Source organism: Methylomicrobium sp. Wu6 (genome assembly GCF_035916875.1).
Taxonomy (GTDB): Bacteria; Pseudomonadota; Gammaproteobacteria; order Methylococcales; family Methylomonadaceae; genus Methylomicrobium.
Genome location: NZ_JAXUHN010000068.1, coordinates 1 through 22,024 on the forward strand (window position 1 = coordinate 1; position 22,024 = coordinate 22,024).

A 22,024-nucleotide genomic window follows, 5' to 3' on the forward strand; every position below is an offset into this window, starting at 1 on the left:
TCTCCTCTATCGTGTGCTTGGCGGTTCACGGTAGTCAGTTTCCTGATGGACTCCTCTTATTGTCAAACTTTTGCTGTCTCCCCGGCAGAGCCGGGGGATTTCCCATTATTGGTTAAAAATAAATCAGAAGAAAGGGCGGCTACCATGGCCGCCCGGATGATTGCTATCCGGCTTGCCCGCCGACTTCCAGGAGAATCACATATTCATGATCGCCGCTGCGCGTTTCGAGCACCGTGTGGCCATGAATCCGGCTCCAGGCCGGAATGTCCTGCATCACTCCGGGATCGGTGCATATCACTTCCAGCTGGTCGCCGGGCTGCATATGTTTGATCTTGTCTTGGGTGCGGATTACCGGCAGCGGACACAAAAGCCGCCGCGCGTTCAGGGTTTCACGGATCATATAAACCATTCCTGCGGCATGTCTTTCGCAAGTGGCTTGACCTGGATCATTCGCTCCGAGCCGTCCTTATCCGTGACAGTGACATCGACTTGCTCCGCATCGCGGCCCTGGCCGTAGCGGGCGGTGATGCCGGCGGCCAGATACAAATCTTCCGCGGAGGGCGTGCCGTCGATCAACACCAACGGGCCACTATGGCTCGATGCCAGCATGCTGATGAACTCTTTTTGATAGCCCTGCAAAAAGCGGCCTTCGCCTTCCTCGCGCGCGACGATCAGTTTGAAATGGCGGGCAGGGCGGATGTGACGGCCGACCTTCAGCAGCATCACGTCGTCGAGCTCGTAATCCTTGTGGCCGTGCGACTGCCACAAATCGACCAGCTTCGCCGAATATTTCTTGTCGGTCAAAAAGCAGCAGCCGCCGGCCGGCTGCGAATAATCGTGAAAACCGTGGCGCTCGGCCATTTCTATCTGCGGCTTGCGCGAACGGCCGTTGAAATCGTGCAGTTTGGCGCGGTCGACCCAGCCTTCGCGCTCCGGCAGCGTCGGCGCCAGATTCTTCGCGCACAAGGGCCTCAGCAACAGGTCGTCGGCGCCCGATTCCTTCGCGACGATCGGCATCGTGGCCTTACGCTGCGACATCGGCCGCTGGCCGATCACCTCGCCGGTGATAATGAAGTCGAAACCATTTTCGGCGATCCATTGCCGGGCCTTGTTGACCATGAAAATCTTGCAGTCCAGGCAGGGGTTCAAATGCGCGCCGTAGCCGTGCTTCGGATTGATCAGCACATTTTTATATTCTTCGATCACATCCACGATGTGCAGCTTGATGCCGAGTTGCTCGGCGACCCAAAGCGAATTGTTGCGCTTCGGTTTGCTGCGGTCCTTTTCCCGGATCGCATGCGTATGACCTTCCACACAAAAGCCGGTGAAAAAATTGATGCCTTCGACATGGACGCCCTGGTCCATGATCGTTTTCGCGGCCAGCATCGAATCCAGGCCGCCGGAAATCAGCGCGACGGCTTTGCGTTGTGTGCTCATCTTGTTTCAATCAAAAAACTCTTATTATACCCGGTAATTTTTGAACGTGGCTTCACTTATCGAGGAGTTAACCTAAACTGAATCCTAGTCAGAACCCAATTGCTATCCGATAAACGACTATGGAATTCAAAGATTATTTAAAAATTTTGGTGCAACACGACGGCTCCGATCTCTATCTGACGACCGATGCGCCGCCGGCGGCTAAATTTCAGGGAGCTTTGAAGCCTTTGGAAAATATCAAACTGTCCAAGGAGAGGATCAAAGAAATCGCCTACGGCCTGATGGACGCAGACCAGCAAAAAGCCTTTGAGCATGTGCCCGAACTGAATCTGGCGCTTTCGGAGCCCGGCATCGGCCGCTTCCGGGTCAACATCTTCAAGCAACGCAACAGCTTCGCGCTGGTGATCCGCAATATCAAGGTGGACATCCCGAATGCGGACAAGCTCGGCCTGCCGGACGTCTTGAAAAAAACGATCATGGAAAAGCGCGGCCTGATCCTGTTCGTCGGCGGCACCGGCTCAGGCAAATCGACGTCGCTGGCCGCTCTGATCGACCATCGTAATTCGAATGCGTCCGGCCATATCATCACGATCGAGGACCCGATCGAATACATCCATCCGCACAAAAAATCGCTGGTCAACCAGCGCGAAGTCGGCGTCGATACCTTAAGCTATGAGGATGCGTTGAAAAATACCCTGAGGCAGGCACCGGACGTGATTCTGATCGGTGAAATCCGCAGCCAGGAAACCATGGAACATGCCCTGGCTTTCGCCGAAACCGGGCATCTCTGTCTGTCTACCCTGCACGCGAATAATGCGAACCAAGCGTTGGACCGTATCATCAATTTTTTCTCGGAAGAACGCCGCAATCAATTGTTGCTCGATCTGTCGCTGAATCTGAAGGCGTTCGTCTCGCAGCGTCTGGTGCCGACGGTCGACGGTAAGCGCGTCGCCGCGATCGAGATTTTGCTGGGCACGCAGCTGGTCCGCGATCTGATCCAAAAAGGCGATGTGCACAGCATCAAGGAGGCGATGGAAAAATCCGAGAATATCGGCATGCAGACCTTCGACAGCCACTTGCTGCGGCTTTACAAGTCGGGCGTAATTTCGCTCGACGAGGCCCTGCAAAACTCCGATTCACCGAACAATTTGAAACTGAAGATCAATCTGAGTGAAGGCATAGGTTCGGCTTCGGCCAAGCCCGAGGAGTCGGGCGGCGCCAAGAGCGGAGGGCTCGGGTCGCTGTCATTGCAAGCGATACAAAAAGAAGAGGAGGAAGAAACCTGATGGTATGGAGCGTTGAGGCTTGATCTGGCGGCTTCAAAAATTATCCTCATTTGAATCTGACAAAGTGCAAATCGAAAGTCTGCACTTGGCAGTCGCAAAGGGCCGGAGTTGGCCGATAGCGCTAATTCTTATCTTGAACCGCTTTTCATCGTGAATCCAAATATTTTTATAATCTGGTAAGCGGAACAAGTCGGCAAATGTAGATTCAACCAATATCTGACATTTTTTCCTGGCGCACCTCACCCTGGGAAATATCTACCCCAGGTGGAAAATTTTCAACGTTGATTGACAGTCGATCTAGCATTTAAAGCAAAGTTTTGGATAACAAGGCCGCATTGCCTCCGACCGCCGCGCTGTTGATCGTCACCGTTTGCTCTGATACCAACCGGCGCAGATAATCGGGACCGCCGGCTTTCGGTCCGGTCCCGGACAACCCCATCCCGCCAAACGGCTGCACACCAACCACCGCACCGATCATGTTCCGGTTGACATAAATATTGCCGGCCCGGGCTCGTTCGATAATCGCTTGAATATGGCTGTTGATTCGACTGTGTATGCCTAATGTCAACCCGTAGCCGCTTGCATTGATGCTCTCGATCACCTGCGCCAATTTATCCGCACGATATCGGACCACATGCAAAACCGGGCCGAACACTTCCCGTTCGAGTTGTTGGATGCCGCTGATTTCGATCAGGCTGGGAGGAAAGAAATTGCCTTGAGCCAAATCGTCGTGTAAAGAAACTTGATAAAGAATTTTAGACTGCCTCCGCATCCTTTCGATATGGTCCGCCAGTTCTCCGGCGGCGTGGACATTGATGATCGGCCCGATGTCGGTCGCCAAATGGCCGGGATCGCCGACGGTCAATTCCTGCATTGCGCCGATCAAAAGCTGAATCACCTTATCCGCGATTTCCTCCTGAACATACAGCACCCGCAGGGCGGAGCAACGCTGGCCGGCACTGTTAAAGGCCGAAACCATCGCATCCATGACCAGTTGTTCGACGTGCGCGGAACTGTCTGCGATCATCGCGTTCTGGCCGCCGGTTTCGGCGATCAACGGCACGATGGCCGCTTGCTGTTGCGCCAGGGTCTGATTGATCAGGCGCGCGGTCGCGGTGGAGCCGGTAAAGATGACGCCGCCGATGCCGGGAAAGGTCAATAAATGCTTGCCGGTCAAGCCGCCATTGGCTGGCAGAAATTGCAGGACCTCGCCCGGAATGCCGGCCTGATGCAACAGTTGCACGCAGCGCATCGCGGTCAGCGAGGTTTGGGTCGCAGGCTTTGCGATCACGGTATTGCCGGCGGCCAGCGCCGCCGCGATTTGCCCGACAAAAATCGCGATCGGAAAATTCCAGGGACTGATACAGACCATCGCGCCGCGCCCGGTTCGCGCCAGATAATTTTCTTCCCCGGTAGGTCCCGGCAGCCGGATCGGTTTAGCAAACAGTTTATCGGCCTCGGCCGCATAGTACCGGCAAAAATCGACCGCTTCGCGCACTTCGGCCAGTGCATCCTTGATCGTTCGGCCGCCTTCGCGCACGCACAACGATACCAACTCAATCCGGTACAATTCCAACAGATCCGCCGCTTTTTTCAGACAGGCTACGCGTTCTTGAACCGGCCTGAGCCGCCAGCCATTAAAAGCTTTCAATGCGCTGTCGGCGGCTTTACCGATTGCCTCCGAGTCTGCGTACATCACATGGCCGATTTGCCGGCGAAGATCGCAGGGGTTGAATGTCGGATGTTTTTGACTGTGATAAGGCTTGCCGTCGATCAGAGGAAATGCCTCCCAATATCGCCCGGCCAGGGCGTCGAGATCGGCTTGGAATTCGGTAATGACTTTGGAATCACTCAGATTGATTCCGGCCGAATTCAACCGCTCCTGACCGAAAAGACCGGAAGGCTGAACGAACTGTATATGCGGCTCCTGCAATCTTGCGACAGGGTCCGCGACGATCTCGTCCACGCTGAAGGACGGGTTTTCAACCCGATTCAAAAATGACGTATTCGCGCCGTTTTCGAGTAAGCGCCTGACCAGATACGGTAACAAATCATCAAAATTGCCGATTGGCGCATAAATTCGGCAGGGCAGGGCGTGGGTTTGCGTCAGGCGTTCATAAAGAGGTCCTCCCATCCCGTGCAGCCGTTGAAATTCGAATCCCGTGTGCGCTTTCGCCAAGGTTAAAATCGCCGCAACCGTATGCGCATTATGCGTCGCGAATTGAGGATAAAAAGCTTCAGGGTGAGCCAGAAGCGTTTCTGCGCAAGCCAGATACGATACATCGGTCGCGGTCTTGCGGGTAAAGACCGGATAGCCCGCAAGCCCCGATTCCTGCGCGCGTTTGATATCACCATCCCAATACGCCCCCTTGACCAGTCTGACCGGAATCCGGCGTTGATGGCTTTCAGCCAGCGCGGCCAGCCAGCGGATGATAGGCAGCGCGCGTTTTTGATAAGCCTGCACGGCCAACCCGAAGCCCGGCCAGCCGGCAAGTCCGGGATGGCCGAGCACCTGGGAAAAAATATCCAGCGACATATCCAGACGTTCCGATTCTTCCGCATCGACAGTCAGGCCGATGTTGGCACGCCGCGCCTGTGTCGCCAACGCGAGCAGCTTAATGCTCAATTCGTTGACCGCGCGTTTTTTTTGCAGCGGCTCGTAACGCGGACAGAGCGCGGACAATTTGATCGAAATGCCCGGATTCGTGAAGAGATCGTCATGTGCGGCTAGTTGCGCCAAATGCTCGATTGCCTGCTGGTAAGTCTGGAAATAGCGCTCGGCGTCTGCCGCGGTCAATGCGGCTTCGCCCAGCATATCAAACGAATAACGGACGCCGGACTGTAAACGGATCGTTTTGATGGCGTCCTCGATCGTTTCGGCGAAAACGAAGTGGCTTGCCAACAGTTGCATACTCCGTTTGACCGCAGAGCGGATGAGCGGTGCGCTCAGCTTCGTTAACCACGCGCCGCCAACATTCTCCGGATTTTCAATTCGGCCCGTCACCGACAAGGCGCCGGTCAGAAGCTTGACCAGCAGCGTATCGTGCAATGCCTGATGTCGCCCCCAATCGACAGAGCCCAATTTGTCCTGCAAAAAAGCATCCTGAGTCGCGGAATCCGGAATTCGCAGCAAAGCCTCGGCCATTTCCATCAGCACGATGCCTTCCTGCGTGTTCAATTGATACTCATGCAGCAGCGTATCGATTAGCGATTGCCGTCCGCTTTCGGCTCTGACCGAGGAGACCAGGCTCCTTGATAAATTGGCGGCGGCAAGTGCGTCATAAGTCTGCAAATTACGCGCAAGCGCCTCGGAAATAGGGGCTTCATCGCCCAGATAGGCATCCTCGATCTCAATGCGTGCTGCATGTAGCTGATCGCTTTTCATGGGGTTCACCGTTGCAAAGAATGATTTCCGCAAACAATCGCGGGATGAAAAATTTATGAATTAGACTATCATGTACATGTCTACCCCAAACTTCACGTAATTAGAGTAACGCGCATGGAAATGTATCCGAAGAAAACTTGTTCGATCGATCGTCTGGTGACTCAACCGAGACTCGTTGAGGCGGCCAAAACGGGCGCCAAAACTCAACAGCGCCGGGATGGCGTTTATGGCTGGCCTGGCGAAACATTCATTCTGGACGGCCAGGAATTTGTGGTCACCGGTTTGGTTCGCCAACGTTTGGGCGATTTGACCGATGCCGATGCGCAGGCGGAAGGGTTTCCCGATCTCGATACTTATAAAGGACTGATCATTAGAATGCATCCCGGGATGGAATGGAATCCGGACAGCTTGGTTTGGGTGCACACCTTCGCCCTGCTGGTCGAGGCCTAAAATCCTCCGCAAGATGCCCCCCACCGGCTGATCAGGAATAACACATCACCCGATTACGCCCGGCCTGTTTGCCCCGATAGAGCGCGATATCCGCGAATTTGATGCTTTCCTCTATCGGGTTTTCGGTTTGATGTTCGCAAAGGCCGATTGTCAACGTTACCGCATATTCGCAACCACCGATCTGAAAATAATGCTCTGCGATCGTTTTACGGATTTTTTCGGCCAGCACCCGCGCGCCGTCGATGTCGGTATGCGGTAACAGCAGCAGGAATTCCTCGCCGCCCCAGCGTGCAAGCGTGTCCTCTTTTCTCAATTGTCGCTTTATGAAATCCGCGATTGATCTCAGAATCTCGTCGCCGCATTCATGCCCGAAATTGTCGTTGATCTTCTTAAAATGGTCGATATCGACAAAAGCGACCGATAACGTGGTTTGTTCGAGCGCCGACAGTTTGCCTTGCTCGACCAAAAAATCGGTCATTCTGCGTCGATTGTACAAGCCGGTCAAAGGATCGGTATGAGCCTGATTCTCGAGTTCCTGTTCCAGGCTAATCGACGCCAAGCGGAAGTAATAGCTGATGATGCACTGCGCGGTAAAGGAAATGATGATATTGGCATGGTCAAGCAGTCTGACCAGTCCATCGGAAAGTGTCGGATTGGGCGGTTGATCGCCGGTAAAGACGCTAAGCAGAATAAACTCCAAGCCTAGCGCGATCGAAACAAAAATGATCGCTTTGCCATCGAACTTGTTATTGAACAGTGTGAATGGAACCGCGGCAAAAAGATAATATTGAAAACCAGCCTGCCATCCGACCGTGGGAACGACCAGCAGAGTATGCAGCATTACTTCCATCGTCATCAGCACAATGGCCGGATTGTGCCGGCCTTGCTGATTCACGATCCACGCGCTGATCCACAACATCGAACTGAAAATATTCAGGCAGGACAAGCTGGGAAAACCCAGCCAATAAAACAGTGGAATCAGGACTAGATGAACCGCGATGCCGACATAGCCGACCGAATTGATCACCATAAAAATACGGTAGTTTTGTCGACCATCGCTACCGTTCTTTGTGATCTTATTCATGTCGCCTCTCTGTCATGAATTCCCCCTCTCAATGCCCCGACGGTTAGAAAAAGCAGATGCCTTATTTAACAGTTCGTTCATTTAATATGGGTTTAACGTGAGGAATTATCTTATGTTGCCTGAAAGCCTTGCGCAAGCCTAAATTTCAAAAACAAGGGAGGGATTAACTTTCCAGCCAGTCTTGCGGCTTTAAATACTGCTCATAAAGCACCGCTTCCGGGCTACCCGCTTCGGGGCGCCAATTATAGCGCCAATGCGCAACCGGCGGCATTGACATCAGGATCGATTCGGTGCGCCCGCCCGATTGCAGACCGAACAGCGTGCCGCGGTCATAGACCAGATTGAATTCGACATAACGTCCGCGCCGGTACAGTTGAAACTCGCGTTCGCGGTCGCCATACGGGGTGTTCTTGTGCTTCTGCACGATTGGCAGATAGGCCGGAATATAATGGTTGCCGACGCTTTGCATAAACGCAAATGTTTTCTCGAACCCCCATTCGTTCAAATCGTCGAAAAACAGTCCGCCTATGCCGCGCGTTTCGCCGCGATGTTTCAAATAGAAATACTCGTCGCACCATTTTTTATAGACTGGATAGACCGTTTCGCCGAACGGTTCACAAGCCGTCTTGGCGGTCCGATGCCAATGGATCACGTCCTCCTTGAACGGATAATAAGGAGTCAGATCGAAGCCGCCACCAAACCACCAGACGTCCGCTTTGCCGGGTTTTTCGGCAATCAAAAACCGCACATTCGCATGCGATGTGGGTACATAGGGATTTTGGGGATGAATGACCAGCGACACGCCCATCGCTTGAAATTGCCGGTCGGCCAGTTCCGGCCGTTTTGCGGTCGCCGACGGCGGCAGTTTGAAGCCCGATACATGCGAAAAATTGACGCCGGCCTGTTCAAAAACAGAACCTCCCGCCAACACGCGCGTTCTACCCCCGCCGCCCTCGGCGCGTTCCCAAAGATCTTCAATAAAATGTGCTTCGGCCTCTTCTTGCTCAAGAGCGGCGCAAATTTGATCCTGCAGGTTTAACAAATAGTCTTTTACAGCTTCAATATCGCGAATGTTCATGTCTGGGTTAGGTGCGGTGAATCGGGTCGACCGATTAAAAGGCAATCTGTGTTATATTATCACATGCTTGTTAGTTTATTCGCCTTCTCATGAGATCGTTATCCCAATCGCCCGCGCATGTTCCGGTAAAACATGATCATACCAAATGCGTCAGCGCCGCCCTGGACACCGCCGAACAGATTTGCGTCGTGCGCGGCGTCCAATTGACGCCGATACGTCTGCAAGTATTGAAACTGATCTGGGAAAGCCATCAAGCGGTCAAGGCCTATGAACTGCTGGACCGCATCAAGCCCTTGAAACAGGAAGCCAAGCCAGCCACGATTTACCGGGCGCTCGATTTTTTGATCGAACAGGGCCTGATTCACCGGATCGAAAGCCTGAATGCCTTCATCGGCTGCAACTGTTCCGGACAGCAGCACGAGCAATTGTTGCTGATCTGCAAGCACTGTCACGAAGTCGAAGAGCGTCCTGCGCCCGCAGTGATGAGCGCGCTTTCGACCGAAATCGAGCAAGCGGATTTTATCGCGCACAGCAAGGCGATTGAAATTCAGGGTATATGCACTAGATGTGCGAAAGACTCGAATGCCGGAGAGTAAATTCCCCAGTTAAATCTTTTCAGTGTTTAATGCGCCGGCACACCCAGCAACAAGCGCCGGTTTATATGGAGTCGTGGGATTGATGGCAAAGAAAGCGAATGAAAGACTTTACCTTGACTACGATTGAAAAAGATTCCGAAGCGATTGTTTTACTGCATGGCCTGAAGCGCACTTTCCACAGCATGGACAAAGCGGGTAGGGTGTTGGCGGGTTACGGTTATAAAATCGTCAATGCGAGCTATCCTTCGACACAGCAGAAAGCGGAGACGCTGGCGCTGCAATGCATCGGTCAGGCGGTAAAGGAATGCGAAGCCGCCGAAGTCAAAAGAATCCATTTCCTGACGCATTCCTTGGGCGGTATCTTGATCCGCTATTATCTGTCAGTGGAAGCGGTCGATAAACTGGGGCGCGTGGTGATGCTCGCGCCGCCGAACCGGGGCAGTGAGATTGTCGATAAGCTCGGCAATTGGCGCTTGTTTTATCTGCTGAACGGTCCGGCCGGATTGCAGCTTGGCACGGACCAAGACAGTTTGCCGAATCGCCTCGGTACGGTCAATTTCGAAGCCGGCGTGATTGCCGGCAATAAAACGATCAATCCCTTCCTCTCGCTGCTGTTTCCGGAAGCGAATGACGGCAAGGTTGCGGTTAGCAGAACCCAGGTCGATGGCATGCGAGACTTTATCGTGCTGCCTTACTCGCATACGTTCATCATGAGGAGTGATCAGGTAATCCGGCAGGCCTTGCATTTCATCCAGCAGGGCCGTTTTGCCCAGTAGCCGGATTACTGCTGAAGAGTACTACGACTGGCTTGCGCCAACTGCAATTGTTCAGTCAGTCTGGCCGTCGATTTCATTTGTTTGTATACGCTCATCACCTTGTCGGGATAGCGCGATTGCGCCCTGCCCAGGCTACCGTTATAGCGCAATAAGGTGCGCCGGATGTTGCCCTTGCTGACGTCTTTGTATTGCGCCAGGATATGAGTGCCGAGCTTGATGTTTTTTCGCGCGTCATACAAGGCGGGCAAACCGCCGATATTTTTGACTTTCTTCGAATGTGCGCTGGCCAGTACTTGCATCAAACCGCGCGCGCCGGCCGGGCTGACCGCTTTCTCCTTGAATCTTGATTCGACCGCAATCACGGCCAGGATCAATTCAGGTTGCAGACCTTGTTTCATGCCGTTTCTAAATGCTTCGGAGACGATCATCGCCGCCTTGCCTTCGGAAATTTTGAAACGTTCCTTGATGTAGCTGGCCAACGTCTTGATTTTTAGAGTATTAGGGTCGGCGTTGGCTGCTTCCTTAGGAAATTCATGCAAATTGTTCGCGTCAAATTCCAACGATGGCACCGCTGCCCGTGAAGTTTGATGAGTTAGCCCAGCGCCGATCAAAAACAGCATTGGGATGGTTACGGTATCGTGGTAAGCGCGCTTTAGCAAGATTTGAGTTCGCATATTCGGCCTCTTTGGATTAACAGGTTGTTGCCGTCAGCGCCACACCGCTTGGCAAACCCGGGGTTAAACGGCAACATCAGGCTAAAAATCATGACAATTGCCTGAAAAATAAAGAAAAAAGTGTCGATAATAGACTCGCTTGGTGTTGACGACGGTTTTCAGCTTATCGCATTATGACGCCAGGCGCAAACTTTTGAGGCGTATTTGCCAAGTCAAAAAGTCTATGATTGCCTTCGCTTCAATCTCCTGTTTTACCTAAAAAGAATTTCTCAAGTATTTGAAAAATAATGGCTATGTATATTCATGGCTGCGCATTAGCCGCGGTTGGCGACGGCCGATTCAAAGCGGATACGACTGCCGTAAAATAACCGCATCAACCGGCATTGACGACGATGATCGCATCGGGATGGTATTTTCCGGGCGTGATTTAAAATTTTTCTGCCAGACTTCGGTCAGATCGGGGCGAATTTCGATGAGTTGTAACATCTTCATTGGTATATCGGCCGGCAGCACAAAGGTAAACGTGACACCTTCAGAGGGAAGCCCATGGAATTCAATGTACTCGAGCGGCGAGGCCGCCGGTAAATTCTGATGGATCAATTGATTGCCCGCATAAATTTGGATCGCAGCCGCCATGTTGTCCGCCTTCAATCGGATCAGAGGGGCATCGCGGCGCGATCGGATATGGATGGCGAGATATTTTTTTCCTTTGGCGATCCTTTGCTCGACGACGCGGACCGAAGGTATTGCAAGCGGAACGGGCTGCGTTTCCAGCACCAACATGCGACGCGACGGAATGAAATCATCAAAAATTCCGGCAGTGCTGATCCCAGGCTTTGCGGTCAGAAATTGCCGGGTCCAGTTGTCCGGTTCGGGGTCGTAACTTAGCCATTGGGCGCTATTGCGCGTGCCGTCCCAGGCATAAATGATACTATTGGGCTTGGGATGAACACGGCTGAAATCGGAAGAGAGGTCGGCCCGGACCAGCAAAATGCTCGCTAATGCCAGGAAAATAGCCGGTAGCATTCTGCCGTACGCACGGCGAAGAATCTCCAGGGCAGGGGTAACCAGACCCAGAGTCAACGCGCCGACGATCATCAGCAGCCAATCGAAATGAAAGCCGAGCGCATGATGGGCCAGATACAGTGTCGGCGCGACGATGAACAAAACAGCGCCCGAACAGACGCCGGTGATGAAGGTGCTAGGGGTGCCGGGTCGGAATAGACTGAATGTCCAAGCGGCGAGCATGGCCAAACCCGGAACCACCGCAAAAAAAACGCCGCCCGGAAACGCCAGGGCTAGATAGATACCCGCCAAAAGCCATAGGCATAGGGCAGCCGCCGTAAATTCCTGGGGTTTGATCGATCGGGATAGACTTGCATGCAGCAGCATAAATAGGGCGAAGGTTATGCAGCAGGAAGCCTGAAAGTAGAGTATCGCGTTATAAGGCTCCGGCAGCCAGCGATTATTGTCATAAATATGCAGGAGGGCGGCATGGAAAACAAAATTAATCCCCGTAATCAGGCCCACGTGCAGCAGAAAAATACCCGTTTGCTGAAAAAATTGCAGCATGCCGATCCGACGATAATAACCGCCTATCATCGCGAGCAAAACGAATGACAGCAACGCCGCGCCGGCGAGCAGCAGCGGGAGATGATCATCCAAAGAAAACACGAACAACTTGCCAAAAGGCAGGTTGAAATAACCGAAGTCGCCGTCTTGCCCAAAGTTTTTCAAATCCGCATCGGCAAAATGCCGGGCCAGTTGCAGCATGTTATGGCCTTGCAGCGCCAGCGTGCGCGGGTCCAGGCGCTCCAGGTTGTCGAGCGCTGTATGATAATCTGTCCAACCCTCGATGAACGCAAAGTTCATCCCGGCGATACCGGCTTCCCGGAAGATGCTGAAGTCGGTGTCATTATGCAGCAGTTTCCGATAGATCGAAAACATCAGCGATGAAGCGACCGGCTGTACCGCGGCGCGTGCGTAATGCTCGACCAGACGGCCGTTGTGTGCGCTGGTTTCAAACATTAGCAAAACGCCGCCGTTGCCGCGCGCCTCGAAATTGAGCGCGAGCACGCAGTCCCTTGCCCACGGATGCCGCTCGATAAACGCGCGACTGCCTAAAAGCCCCAATTCCTCCGCATCGGAGAACAAAAAGATCATATCGTTTTTGGGGCGGGCGCCCTGTTTTAAAATGCGCAGCACTTCCAGCATCGATGCGACCGCCGCACCGTCATCGGCGGCTCCGGGAGAGGTCTCGACCGAATCGTAATGAGCCGCGATCAGCGCCGCACCCTGGCTTTCTTTACCTGCCACGCGCACCATGATGTTTTTGATCGGCGCGGCTTTGACGAACGGTTTCTCCGTGTCAAACAGCGCGGAAGCGATCGTTTCCTGTACCTCGGCGTGATAACCAAGCGCTTTGATTTGTTCCAGCAAATAAGCGGCGACCGCATCGTGCGATCGGGAGCCCACCGGGTGTGGTGTGACGGCGATATGCCGCAAATGCAAAAGCGCATTCTCGAACGAATAAGAAGCCGTTACAGATTGATCTCGATCGACTGCGGGGGGGACGATCATCCGGCTGCATGCCCAAAAAGCCAGCCCCCAGAACAGGATGATGATGGAGGCATGTTGCCAGGGTGGCCGTTTGGTCATGGCTGATCGGGACGAATGTAGACAAAAAGTGCAGTTTAAACAGCTCCGACGGAACTGACAATTATCATCCGTGTCTTATATGAGCGCTTCTTCTCAGGAGTGTTTACACTGAATAACAAAAAGGTTTGGCCGGCATATGCTTTGATGCCTGTGCGGCAAACCAACCCTATCATAGAATTTGGAAGAGAGAAATGAACAGAATTGCATTGTTGATCGCCGGTTTATTGATGCTTATCGGTTCCGCTTCAGTCGCGGTTGCCGAAGAGCACGCGGCAGCGGCTTTGGAACACGCCAATCAGGCGGTGCTTCATGGCGAGGCCGGACATGCGGCCATGCTGGTGGAACATGCCACGGAAGCATTGAAACATGCACACGCGGCCGAGGATATTGCAAAAGGCGAAGCCAAAACCCATATCGAGGCGGCGGTTAAAGCGCTGGAAGCCGCGATCGAACACGGCAAAATGGGCGCCGGTCACGTACCCATCGCGACCAAAGCAGCCGAGGAAGCGGTCGATCATTTGAAAGCAGGCAACAAGTAGGCGGCTGCGCGCTATGCATCTCCCCTGAAATGGCTCAATGTTGCTTGTCGTCAAGTTTTGTTTTGTTGCATTTTTTGTATTGCAAAAAATGCTGCGTTTGCAAGCCGTCGGCGTCGGCAATGCCAAACATCGAAGGCGGCAGATCAAGATCGCTTTGATCCTGTAGCTGAGTTAAATGATATGAAAGCGGAAGAAATGACCAGTTGCCGGCGCAATTTTTTTTGATTTCAAAAAACTCCATCGCGGTTGCTTCCGACGTTTTTCGGGATAACACGGCATGCAAAAAACGCGCATACTGATTCACCTGCGGGTTCGAAGCCGCCTCCTGATGTTGCCGAATATGCAGAGAGCCTTTTTCATCCAGGATGTATACCTTGGCTGCGTTGGCTTCCTGATAAATGAAGCACTGTAGGGTGTGTGGCCGGTTTTCCTGGTAAATCGCGGGAATCGGCGTTTGCGCCAACACCTCGCTATCGAAAGCGACCGATCCGTAGAGTGCTTGCGGATTGGACAATGCTTTGATCAATTGGGCTTCTCCGTCAAACCATTGATATTGCAATCGGCCGTCTTGATTGGAAAAAACGGCATAGCGATCGCCGCCCGCCAGCAAATAACGGGGAGCAGCGTTTGCCGGATCATGGCGATGGAGTTCGAGCAACGCTTCAAACAATTGTTCGATACGCCGGATGATGCTATGGGCATAGCCGGGCGTCCGGCAAATGACGTTCAGGCAATTAGTCGTCGATTGCGGGGTGCCTTGTACGATCTCTATCAGGCAGTCGAACAGGCCTTCGATGCCCTGTTCATGGTTTGTCATCACTTCGTTCCAATGGCTGATCGAAACCCTGTCGACCGTCCGCACCAGGCATTCCCGCCGCGCTCCATGGCTCAACGGGTTGTCGCGATGGCTGATCAGATACGGGCCGGCTTCGCTCTGTGGCGGCGTCTGGCCGATATTGATGATCAACAATGACTGCGTTAAGCTGTTATTGCCCTCATAATTGCTGAGCGAGTCTGAAAAATCGAAATGGCTTTTGAAAAACTCATTTAGATGTCCGAGTATCACGCTCAACTCGCCGGACATCAGATTGAGTGATTCAACTTCGCAATGAAGGGCTGCGCCCTGACGATAAAAGCCGTTGACGGTTAACCAGCATAACATTTCGATCAGGGTCGGCCTGCGATACAGCGGCGCTTGAAGGTCCGCATCCTGACGGTTTTTTTTACCGAAAAACAAGCACCATTCAGAGTCTTTCGCATCGTGCCGAATTTCTACGATCGAGAGGATCGGTTCGATCGGCAATTCGTTCCCCCGAGTCGTTGTGATTTCGATCTTGCCCGGTTTTCGAGCAAAAAAAGCGATCAATTTTTTGCAAAGCAGCTTCATATCGTTGCATCCCTGAAAATTAGGATCGATATGATCGTGCGCAAAGCGGATAATTTTACTATGGCAATGCGCCAATTGCTCTACGATCGCTTCATTTTCGACCAGTAATTTTTCAATATTCCATGGGTCTGGATCGCATGGAACATGAAGAAGATTATTCGGCCACTGCCAGCTTTCCGATATTTCACGAAAATAATCTTCGTAAGGCGAAAGTGCGCCGGTTTGTCGATGATCGCCGGCCGCTTCGGTGACCTTGCGGCAAAAAATCTGTCTTATCATTGCGAGTCTTTCACTGCTCTGCGCTTTCAGCAAATAATCTTCCAGTTTGCGGTATATCAGCACATAGGGGTCGATCTCCAGGCCTGCCAATTTGCCTTGATATACCGCGCGCTTGATATCGACGCATAGCCAGTTGATATGCGGATATTCGCTCGCATAGCATTCCAGCAGCGACAACTTCAATAATGACTTGTACGGCGAATGCAGCGCCTTATAGATATGCCACTGCGTTGCGCTGATGAACTCACCGGCGGGTACATGCGCGAGCCCGCCCAGATCGAGAATCTGATTTTCGTTGATGAACCGGCGCTCCAACAAATGTGCAAGATAGCCTTGATAGTCGTTTTCGTGATGGGGAGGAACCAGCCACCAGGCCAGTACCTTTCCGGCGATATAGACCGAGGTCCGGTAGAATTCTTCGAGCAAGAGATAATGCTGGGTTTCGCCGCTGCTGTCGGCGGAAATCGGCGTTTTCTGATTGAGCAGGAACTGTTTGCTGTTGATCAGGAAAAAATGTACTTCCAGATGCAGCGACGTAGCCCATTTCTCCAATGCTTGGGTTTTTTTTTGCAGTTCGTCGAGTTCCTGCTGAGTCAGATCGGCCCGGTGGCATAGCCAGATATCGATATCGCTGGCTTTCGTAAAGGCGATACTGCCGACGCTGCCCATCAGGAACAAGCCGTCGATCGCAGCATTTTGATTGCGGCGCCGTTGTGGTTGAAGGCTAAAGCTTCGGTTGATTTGCCGAGCGGCGTCTATGCTCCGTTTTTCGGGTTGATAAGCAAAAATACCCGCGGGCGTCGCGGTAGAGATGAAGCCCGGCAATGCCGGGTGGTTCATGTTGAGTATCAGCGGCAATACATCCAGAAATTGCCGCTGATCGTTATTCAAAATATGCCTAACGCTCTCTCGTTTTAGCTGGTGCAGTTTTTTAAAACGTTGGGAAATGGCGCGGAGATCTCTGAAACTGATCTCGTCTTCGGGGGCGCCTAGCTGTATAGATGATAGTGGGTTGGACACAAAGTACGATTGGGAAAATGTAACCTTCCCAGTATAGAACAGGTTATTTTTTTTACTGCATGCAGCAGGCAATTAGCAATCGCGTTCATATCGATCATGCCAGGAACCAAGATCGCAGCTAATGCCTGCTGTTTCAAGTTTTTAAGAAGCTGCCGCCAAAATTTTTCGGGCCGTCCGAATCGCCTGCCTTACCGTATCCGGCGCGGTGCCGCCAAGATGTTTGCGCGCGGCAACCGAGCCTTCCAACGTCAACGAGTCGAACACATCGACGCCTATCAGCGATGAAAACTGTTGCAGTTCGGCCAACGTCAATTCGGACAAATCGCGGCCAGTGGTCAAGCCGAGGCGAACCGCAAGGCCGACGACCTCGTGCGCATCACGGAAGGCCATGCCGTTGCGGACCAGATAATCGGCCAGATCTGTCGCGGTCGCGAAACCCTTTTTCGCCGACTGATACATGTTGTCTTTCTTGGCCTGAATGCGCGGCATCATGTCGGCATAGGCGCGCAGGCAGTTGATTACCGTATCGACGGTGTCGAAAAGAGGCTCCTTGTCTTCCTGATTGTCTTTGTTGTAAGCGAGCGGTTGGCTTTTCATCAGCATCAATAACGAGACCAAATGCCCGGTCACGCGTCCCGATTTGCCGCGCACCAGTTCCGGCACGTCCGGGTTTTTCTTTTGCGGCATGATCGACGAACCGGTGCAGAATGCGTCCGGGATCTCGATGAAGTTGAACTGGGCGCTGGACCAGAGAATCAACTCTTCGGAAAAGCGCGACAAATGCATCATGACCAGACTCGCCGCGGCGGTGAATTCGATCGCGAAATCGCGATCGCTGACCGAATCGAGCGAGTTCGCCGATGGCCGACTGAAACCGAGCAGTTCGGCGGTAACCGAACGGTCGATCGGATAGCTGGTGCCGGCCAGGGCCGCCGCGCCTAACGGCATGATATTGATCCGCTTCAGGCAGTCCCGAAAGCGTTCGCGGTCGCGTTGCAGCATCTCGAACCAGGCCATCAAATGGTGGCCGAAGGTGATCGGCTGGGCGACCTGCAGATGCGTGAAGCCGGGCATGATCGTGTCGGCGTGCTGCTCGGCCAGATCCAGGATCGCGGTTTGTAGGCGGGTCAACTGCCGTTCGATCTGGCCGACTTCGCTGCGCAGATACAGGCGAATGTCGGTTGCGACCTGATCGTTGCGCGAGCGTCCGGTATGCAGTTTCTTGCCGGCGATGCCGATCAGATCGGTCAGCCGCGCCTCGATGTTCATGTGCACGTCTTCCTGTTTGATCGACCAGGTAAACTCGCCGTTTTTGATTTCGCCGGCGATCTGGGTCAGGCCCTTCTCGATCGCCGCGCACTCGTCGTCGCTCAAGATGCCGGTCTTCGCGAGCATCTTCGCATGCGCTATCGAGCCTTGAATGTCCTGCTCGGCCATGCGTTTGTCGAAATCGACCGAAGCGGTAAAAACTTCGACGAAGGCATCGGTCGCTTCGGCAAAACGGGCGCTGGAAAGTTTTTCGGTATTAACGTTGGTCATGGGGTAATCGGAGTCAAGGTGGTACGGTCGAATGCGGGAACTCATTCCACGCCTTTAAAAATCGGGCCATTATATCAGGATAATGAAACCAATAATCCGCCCTTCAAGACGTAGAAATTGGTATTAATCCCGCATGCTGATTGATACCCGTCAAGTTAGAGTCCCTCTTGGGAAGAATTTACGTTTTTTACGGGAGAATGCCATGAAAAAAAATCATGTTGAGCGCCGTTGTCTTATCGGTTTCCTCCGTCTTGAATGCCCAGGCCGCCGATGAAGGGCTGGAGAAGTGCGTCGCCGCCGCGCAAGCGATCAAGAAAGGCGACATGCTCAAGCTCGAAAAACTGGATATTGGCGGCAAACCGATGTACGAACTCGAAATCAGGGATGCTCAGGGCATGGAATGGGAGTTCATGTGCGATGCGAACAGCGGCAAAATCACCGAACAGGAGAGTGAAGTTAGCAATGCGGACGACAAATCGTTCAAGAGCAAAATGAAGGTCGGCGAAAAGGAAGCCGCCGACATCGCTTTGAAAGCGCATCCTGGCAAGATTGTAGAAGCCGAATACGAAATCGAGGAAAACGGCGATGCGTCGTATGAATTCGATATCGTCGGCGACAAAGGCATGGAAACCAAGGTCGAAGTCGATGCTGCCACCGGCAAGATCATCGAGACGTCGATTGAAGAATGGGAAATCGGCGAAGAAAAGGAAGACAGAAGATAGTCATTCGAATCATTCCCACGCTTCGGTGCGGGGATGACGCTTAACCTCAAGGCTTGACCACAACGCCCCATGGGTAATGCCCGACGCCTATCGATTTGCTGGCGATCATCGCTTCGAGATCGATGATCGAAATGTCGTTGCTGACGCCGTTGCTCGTATAGAGCCGTTTCTGATCCGGCGAAAAGGCCAGATTCCAGACCCGCTGGCCGACCAGGAAATATTTCTCCACTTCCAAAGTTTGGGCATTGATCTGCGCGACCCGGTTCGCCGGCCCCAGGGCGACATAGGCCCATTTGCGGTTCTGATCGATCGCGACTCCGACCGGCTGAATCTTGTCCGGGGTTACGCCTGGAATCTCGAATTTGATCGTCTTGACGATCTGGCGCGTTTCCGCATCGATCACGGTCGCGCTGCCGCCCAGTTCCGAAGTCACCCACAGCTGCTTGCTGTCGGCGGTAAAAGCTAGGCCGCGCGGGCGCGTATCGACCAGGGTGTTGTCGACGATCTCCAGGCTTTTCTGGTCGATCCAGTGCACCATGTTCGTTGCTTCCGACGCATTCACGACCCATTTCGAATCCGGGCTGACCGCGACCGGCTCCGGTTCGACACCGACCTTGATCTCCTTGACCGCTTTTTTTGACGGAATATCGATGACCGTGACCAGGCTGTCGTCTTCATTCGAGACATAGAGACGGTTACCCTCGGGATTCATCGCGAAAGTTTCCGGGTCTTCGCCGGACGGCAGCGTTCCGACCACCTTCAGCGTGCTCGTGTCGACGATCTGCAGCGTATTGTCGTCGCTGGCGGCGATGTACAGATGTTTCTGATCCTCGCTGAGCACGATCCCGCGCGGTCGTTGGCCGATCGTGACCGTTTCGATCAGCTTGCCTTCGATCGGATCGACGACCGCCAGCGCATTGTCTTTTTCCAGCGTTACGAAAAGGGTTTCGGGGTGCGCCTGCTGGCCTCCGGCCAGCAGTAAGATTGCCCAAAGGATTCGTTTCATGGTCTTTCCATATTATCTAAAAATGTTTCGGGAAGGGTGACGCACAGCCGGACATGTGCCCGCTCAAGCAGACCCTAAAGGATCCGCCGCCCTCGCATAAGCTGATTGAATCAGGCCGTGGCGGCTAGCCAGCAAAGTCATTTCTGCCATAGTCTTCAGTTCCAGCTTGTCCTTGATGGTAGTGCTGTGATTGCATACGGTCTTATAGCTCAGGCACAGTTTTTGGGCGATTTCGCGAGGCGTCAGGCCATTCGCCAGCAGGCAGAAAATATCGAATTCGCGCGGCGACAGTTGTTTAAGATTGTCATCATCTTTTTCGGATACCATCGTCAAGACAAGTTTTTGCGCCATTTCCGGGGCGATAAACGTTCCGCCTTGGGCGAGCGTACAGACCGCGATGACTAAAGTCTCTGGCACGCTGGATTTGATGATGTAGCCTTTTGCTCCCGCCTTCAACGCGCGCGATGCATAAATCGGCTCGTCATGAATGCTGAACATTAAAACTTTACAACGCGGGTTGCGCTGGATGAGCCTGCGGAGCGTTTCAAACCCCCCGATCCCAGGCATTGAAATATCCAACACAACGACATCCGGTTGATGCCGGTCGTACAATTGACAGGCTCCTTCGCCGCGGTCCGCTTCATAGATCCTGTCGATTTTATCGCAAAGGGAGAGATAAGTTTTATAGCCAGTTCTAACCACTGCATGATCATCAACCAGCAATACGCTGATTTTTTCAGACACCTTTTCTACTCCGTAATTACAAAGAGCGCATGATCTCTGTTATTGGCAACAAAATCCATAGGAAAAATTCCTGACTTTATCAAGTAAATCGCTTTGTCTTCGGATATGTCTGTGCCAGCATGACGAAGAAAATCAGATTATTTTTTTCCTGACACTATCCGTGGGCAACATGAAGCCGATCACCGATTTTTTAGAGGTAGGCATAGTAGAGGTGCTTTCCGCACGATCCAAATCAAGGATTCGTCTCCCGCAGAAAGCAGGAATTGAACTGCTGAAGCAATCTTTAGAGTATGTGGGCCGCTGGCTACACGGCCCACTATAACAATTGGAGGTTAAGGCTGAAGGTGCTTAAGAATTAAGGAGCTGTAATATCTGCAGTAGCTCCCGCAGGTGCAAAGCCGTCTACTTCGATTTCTTTTAAAGGTTGGCCTTCCTGTCCCATTTGCCGAAATTTTAATGCGCCGGGCAGAACAACAGGTTTTTCTTCCGCTGTGCAAGCGATTTTAACCAAGAGCCATGGAGAATCTCTGTACGACGATCCGTCATCGTCACGATAGTTTATATCGGTTGAGAAGTCGACCCAGTTGGTATCAACCGGAGCTTCATTAATTAGCGGTTGCGCTTCACTTTCACTTTCGGGTTCGAAAACGAGCGATGTAGAAGTCAACCCAATACGGTAGATAACTTCGTCGGCATTTTTAGAGTACCAGTAAGCGGCTTCAGGGATTTGATTTTCAAACCCTCCTCGTAGAATATCGTTTACCTCGAAATATTGTTTGCCTGGGGTTAATCGATCAGCATCGGTATTGCTTAGTCTGACTTTTGCCCCATAAATACAGCTGTTTTCTACGTTATTTCGCCACACTCGATCAGTGACGTGGCCAATAGTGATTTTCACAGGCCGAAATCTTTTGGTCAATCCCAGCAACTTAATAGGGCGGATGGCGTTTTTTATTTGTTGATAGCCTTCAGGTATTCTTGGAATAGCGCAGGTATTGTTGCTTCCTCCCTCAGGTTCAAAAGTTGGAGGTATAGAACCTTCTTCATCTGCACCGAACTCACCCGTTAAGTTACATACGGTGTATGCTGAAACACTATTATTCCCAACCGGGAATCCCCCTGAGGACAAAGGTACAAAACCGGTAGCCATTGCTGTGGTGGAACCCAGCAATAATGCGCCGGGCAGCGCTCTGTGTAGTAATTTTTTGTTCATTTTTAACAACCTGGCAAAAAAGACTCCCCATCTTACATCTCAATAAATAAGCGAATAAGAGAATTATTCCTTCAAAATGCGGGAAAATTTCCCGTGTTGTATCTTCTGCTGCTTTTTATCATAGCTGGCCAGTTTCAGGGATAACTGCAAA

Annotated in this window: 18 protein-coding genes; 6 read left to right on the plus strand and 12 right to left on the minus strand. The window is 52.6% G+C overall.

Annotation, left to right across the window (positions count from 1 at the left end; translation table 11 throughout):
* Window positions 1-163 precede the first annotated feature (163 nt).
* Both U2W12_RS08090 and U2W12_RS08095 read right to left on the minus strand, forming a co-directional pair.
* Entirely contained in the window at window positions 164-400 is a 237-nt protein-coding gene (locus U2W12_RS08090) for a sulfurtransferase TusA family protein (protein WP_326500167.1), read from the minus strand.
* Window positions 397-1,437: a tRNA (5-methylaminomethyl-2-thiouridylate)-methyltransferase gene (locus U2W12_RS08095; protein ID WP_326500168.1), complete on the minus strand. Its 1,041-nt coding sequence runs from the start codon at window positions 1,435-1,437 to the stop codon at window positions 397-399. The genes U2W12_RS08090 and U2W12_RS08095 overlap by 4 nt, the downstream gene beginning before the upstream one ends.
* Window positions 1,438-1,556: 119 nt before the next feature.
* Between U2W12_RS08095 and U2W12_RS08100 the strand changes: the two genes are divergently transcribed.
* The gene (locus tag U2W12_RS08100) at window positions 1,557-2,723 is read left to right on the plus strand and encodes a PilT/PilU family type 4a pilus ATPase (protein WP_326500169.1); all 1,167 of its coding nucleotides are present in this window, start codon (window positions 1,557-1,559) and stop codon (window positions 2,721-2,723) included.
* A gap of 304 nt (window positions 2,724-3,027) precedes the next feature.
* Here U2W12_RS08100 and putA read toward each other — a convergent pair whose 3' ends face one another.
* Window positions 3,028-6,108, minus strand: coding sequence for a bifunctional proline dehydrogenase/L-glutamate gamma-semialdehyde dehydrogenase PutA (putA, locus tag U2W12_RS08105; protein WP_326500170.1), 3,081 nt, complete (start codon window positions 6,106-6,108; stop codon window positions 3,028-3,030).
* Between the two features lie 114 nt (window positions 6,109-6,222).
* On the opposite strand from putA, the gene U2W12_RS08110 reads away from it, so the two are divergent.
* Entirely contained in the window at window positions 6,223-6,558 is a 336-nt protein-coding gene (locus U2W12_RS08110) for an ASCH domain-containing protein (protein WP_326500171.1), read from the plus strand.
* Window positions 6,559-6,589: 31 nt separating this feature from the next.
* Here U2W12_RS08110 and U2W12_RS08115 read toward each other — a convergent pair whose 3' ends face one another.
* Together U2W12_RS08115 and hemF are read right to left on the minus strand one after the other, a co-directional pair.
* Entirely contained in the window at window positions 6,590-7,642 is a 1,053-nt protein-coding gene (locus tag U2W12_RS08115; protein ID WP_326500172.1) for a GGDEF domain-containing protein, read from the minus strand.
* A 163-nt stretch (window positions 7,643-7,805) separates the two neighbouring features.
* A complete protein-coding gene (hemF, locus tag U2W12_RS08120) occupies window positions 7,806-8,720 on the minus strand; it encodes an oxygen-dependent coproporphyrinogen oxidase (RefSeq protein ID WP_326500173.1) in 915 nt (304 codons plus the stop codon).
* 89 nt (window positions 8,721-8,809) lie between these two features.
* On the opposite strand from hemF, the gene U2W12_RS08125 reads away from it, so the two are divergent.
* Both U2W12_RS08125 and U2W12_RS08130 read left to right on the plus strand, forming a co-directional pair.
* Complete coding sequence (locus U2W12_RS08125; protein ID WP_326500174.1) at window positions 8,810-9,316, plus strand: transcriptional repressor; 507 nt, start codon at window positions 8,810-8,812, stop codon at window positions 9,314-9,316.
* A gap of 98 nt (window positions 9,317-9,414) precedes the next feature.
* Entirely contained in the window at window positions 9,415-10,092 is a 678-nt protein-coding gene (locus tag U2W12_RS08130; protein ID WP_326500175.1) for an alpha/beta hydrolase, read from the plus strand.
* 5 nt (window positions 10,093-10,097) lie between these two features.
* On the opposite strand, the gene U2W12_RS08135 is transcribed toward U2W12_RS08130, so the two are convergent.
* Window positions 10,098-10,766, minus strand: a complete 669-nt coding sequence (locus U2W12_RS08135; protein WP_326500176.1) for a lytic transglycosylase domain-containing protein — start codon at window positions 10,764-10,766, stop codon at window positions 10,098-10,100.
* Between the two features lie 339 nt (window positions 10,767-11,105).
* Window positions 11,106-13,424, minus strand: coding sequence for a M20/M25/M40 family metallo-hydrolase (locus U2W12_RS08140; protein ID WP_326500177.1), 2,319 nt, complete (start codon window positions 13,422-13,424; stop codon window positions 11,106-11,108).
* A 191-nt stretch (window positions 13,425-13,615) separates the two neighbouring features.
* On the opposite strand from U2W12_RS08140, the gene smbP reads away from it, so the two are divergent.
* Window positions 13,616-13,963 carry a small metal-binding protein SmbP gene (gene smbP, locus U2W12_RS08145; protein ID WP_326500178.1) on the plus strand — a complete coding sequence of 116 codons (348 nt, stop codon included), beginning with the start codon at window positions 13,616-13,618 and terminating at the stop codon, window positions 13,961-13,963.
* Window positions 13,964-13,997: 34 nt separating this feature from the next.
* Here smbP and U2W12_RS08150 read toward each other — a convergent pair whose 3' ends face one another.
* Window positions 13,998-16,649 carry a class I adenylate cyclase gene (locus U2W12_RS08150; RefSeq protein ID WP_326500179.1) on the minus strand — a complete coding sequence of 884 codons (2,652 nt, stop codon included), beginning with the start codon at window positions 16,647-16,649 and terminating at the stop codon, window positions 13,998-14,000.
* A gap of 141 nt (window positions 16,650-16,790) precedes the next feature.
* Window positions 16,791-18,188, minus strand: coding sequence for an argininosuccinate lyase (gene argH / locus U2W12_RS08155; protein WP_326500180.1), 1,398 nt, complete (start codon window positions 18,186-18,188; stop codon window positions 16,791-16,793).
* Between the two features lie 215 nt (window positions 18,189-18,403).
* On the opposite strand from argH, the gene U2W12_RS08160 reads away from it, so the two are divergent.
* The gene (locus tag U2W12_RS08160; protein WP_326500181.1) at window positions 18,404-18,910 is read left to right on the plus strand and encodes a PepSY domain-containing protein; all 507 of its coding nucleotides are present in this window, start codon (window positions 18,404-18,406) and stop codon (window positions 18,908-18,910) included.
* A 46-nt stretch (window positions 18,911-18,956) separates the two neighbouring features.
* On the opposite strand, the gene U2W12_RS08165 is transcribed toward U2W12_RS08160, so the two are convergent.
* The 3 genes from U2W12_RS08165 to U2W12_RS08175 form a co-directional block, all read right to left on the minus strand.
* Window positions 18,957-19,916, minus strand: a complete 960-nt coding sequence (locus U2W12_RS08165) for a PQQ-dependent catabolism-associated beta-propeller protein (protein ID WP_326500182.1) — start codon at window positions 19,914-19,916, stop codon at window positions 18,957-18,959.
* Window positions 19,917-19,979: 63 nt separating this feature from the next.
* A complete protein-coding gene (locus U2W12_RS08170; protein ID WP_326500183.1) occupies window positions 19,980-20,660 on the minus strand; it encodes a response regulator transcription factor in 681 nt (226 codons plus the stop codon).
* Between the two features lie 355 nt (window positions 20,661-21,015).
* Window positions 21,016-21,873: a hypothetical protein gene (locus U2W12_RS08175; RefSeq protein WP_326500184.1), complete on the minus strand. Its 858-nt coding sequence runs from the start codon at window positions 21,871-21,873 to the stop codon at window positions 21,016-21,018.
* Between the last annotated feature and the right edge of the window lie 151 nt (window positions 21,874-22,024).

Excerpts from the sequence above, each read along its gene's own strand:
- U2W12_RS08130 (WP_326500175.1), top strand. The coding sequence starts at position 9,415 with ATGAAAGACTTTACCTTGACTACGATTGAAAAAGATTCCGAAGCGATT.
- U2W12_RS08100 (WP_326500169.1), top strand. The coding sequence starts at position 1,557 with ATGGAATTCAAAGATTATTTAAAAATTTTGGTGCAACACGACGGCTCC.
- U2W12_RS08095 (WP_326500168.1), bottom strand. The coding sequence starts at position 1,437 with ATGAGCACACAACGCAAAGCCGTCGCGCTGATTTCCGGCGGCCTGGAT.
- U2W12_RS08135 (WP_326500176.1), bottom strand. The coding sequence starts at position 10,766 with ATGCGAACTCAAATCTTGCTAAAGCGCGCTTACCACGATACCGTAACC.
- smbP (WP_326500178.1), top strand. The coding sequence starts at position 13,616 with ATGAACAGAATTGCATTGTTGATCGCCGGTTTATTGATGCTTATCGGT.
- U2W12_RS08165 (WP_326500182.1), bottom strand. The coding sequence starts at position 19,916 with ATGAAACGAATCCTTTGGGCAATCTTACTGCTGGCCGGAGGCCAGCAG.
- argH (WP_326500180.1), bottom strand. The coding sequence starts at position 18,188 with ATGACCAACGTTAATACCGAAAAACTTTCCAGCGCCCGTTTTGCCGAA.
- putA (WP_326500170.1), bottom strand. The coding sequence starts at position 6,108 with ATGAAAAGCGATCAGCTACATGCAGCACGCATTGAGATCGAGGATGCC.
- U2W12_RS08160 (WP_326500181.1), top strand. The coding sequence starts at position 18,404 with ATGTTGAGCGCCGTTGTCTTATCGGTTTCCTCCGTCTTGAATGCCCAG.
- U2W12_RS08090 (WP_326500167.1), bottom strand. The coding sequence starts at position 400 with ATGATCCGTGAAACCCTGAACGCGCGGCGGCTTTTGTGTCCGCTGCCG.
- U2W12_RS08115 (WP_326500172.1), bottom strand. The coding sequence starts at position 7,642 with ATGAATAAGATCACAAAGAACGGTAGCGATGGTCGACAAAACTACCGT.
- hemF (WP_326500173.1), bottom strand. The coding sequence starts at position 8,720 with ATGAACATTCGCGATATTGAAGCTGTAAAAGACTATTTGTTAAACCTG.
- U2W12_RS08125 (WP_326500174.1), top strand. The coding sequence starts at position 8,810 with ATGAGATCGTTATCCCAATCGCCCGCGCATGTTCCGGTAAAACATGAT.
- U2W12_RS08110 (WP_326500171.1), top strand. The coding sequence starts at position 6,223 with ATGGAAATGTATCCGAAGAAAACTTGTTCGATCGATCGTCTGGTGACT.
- U2W12_RS08140 (WP_326500177.1), bottom strand. The coding sequence starts at position 13,424 with ATGACCAAACGGCCACCCTGGCAACATGCCTCCATCATCATCCTGTTC.
- U2W12_RS08175 (WP_326500184.1), bottom strand. The coding sequence starts at position 21,873 with ATGAACAAAAAATTACTACACAGAGCGCTGCCCGGCGCATTATTGCTG.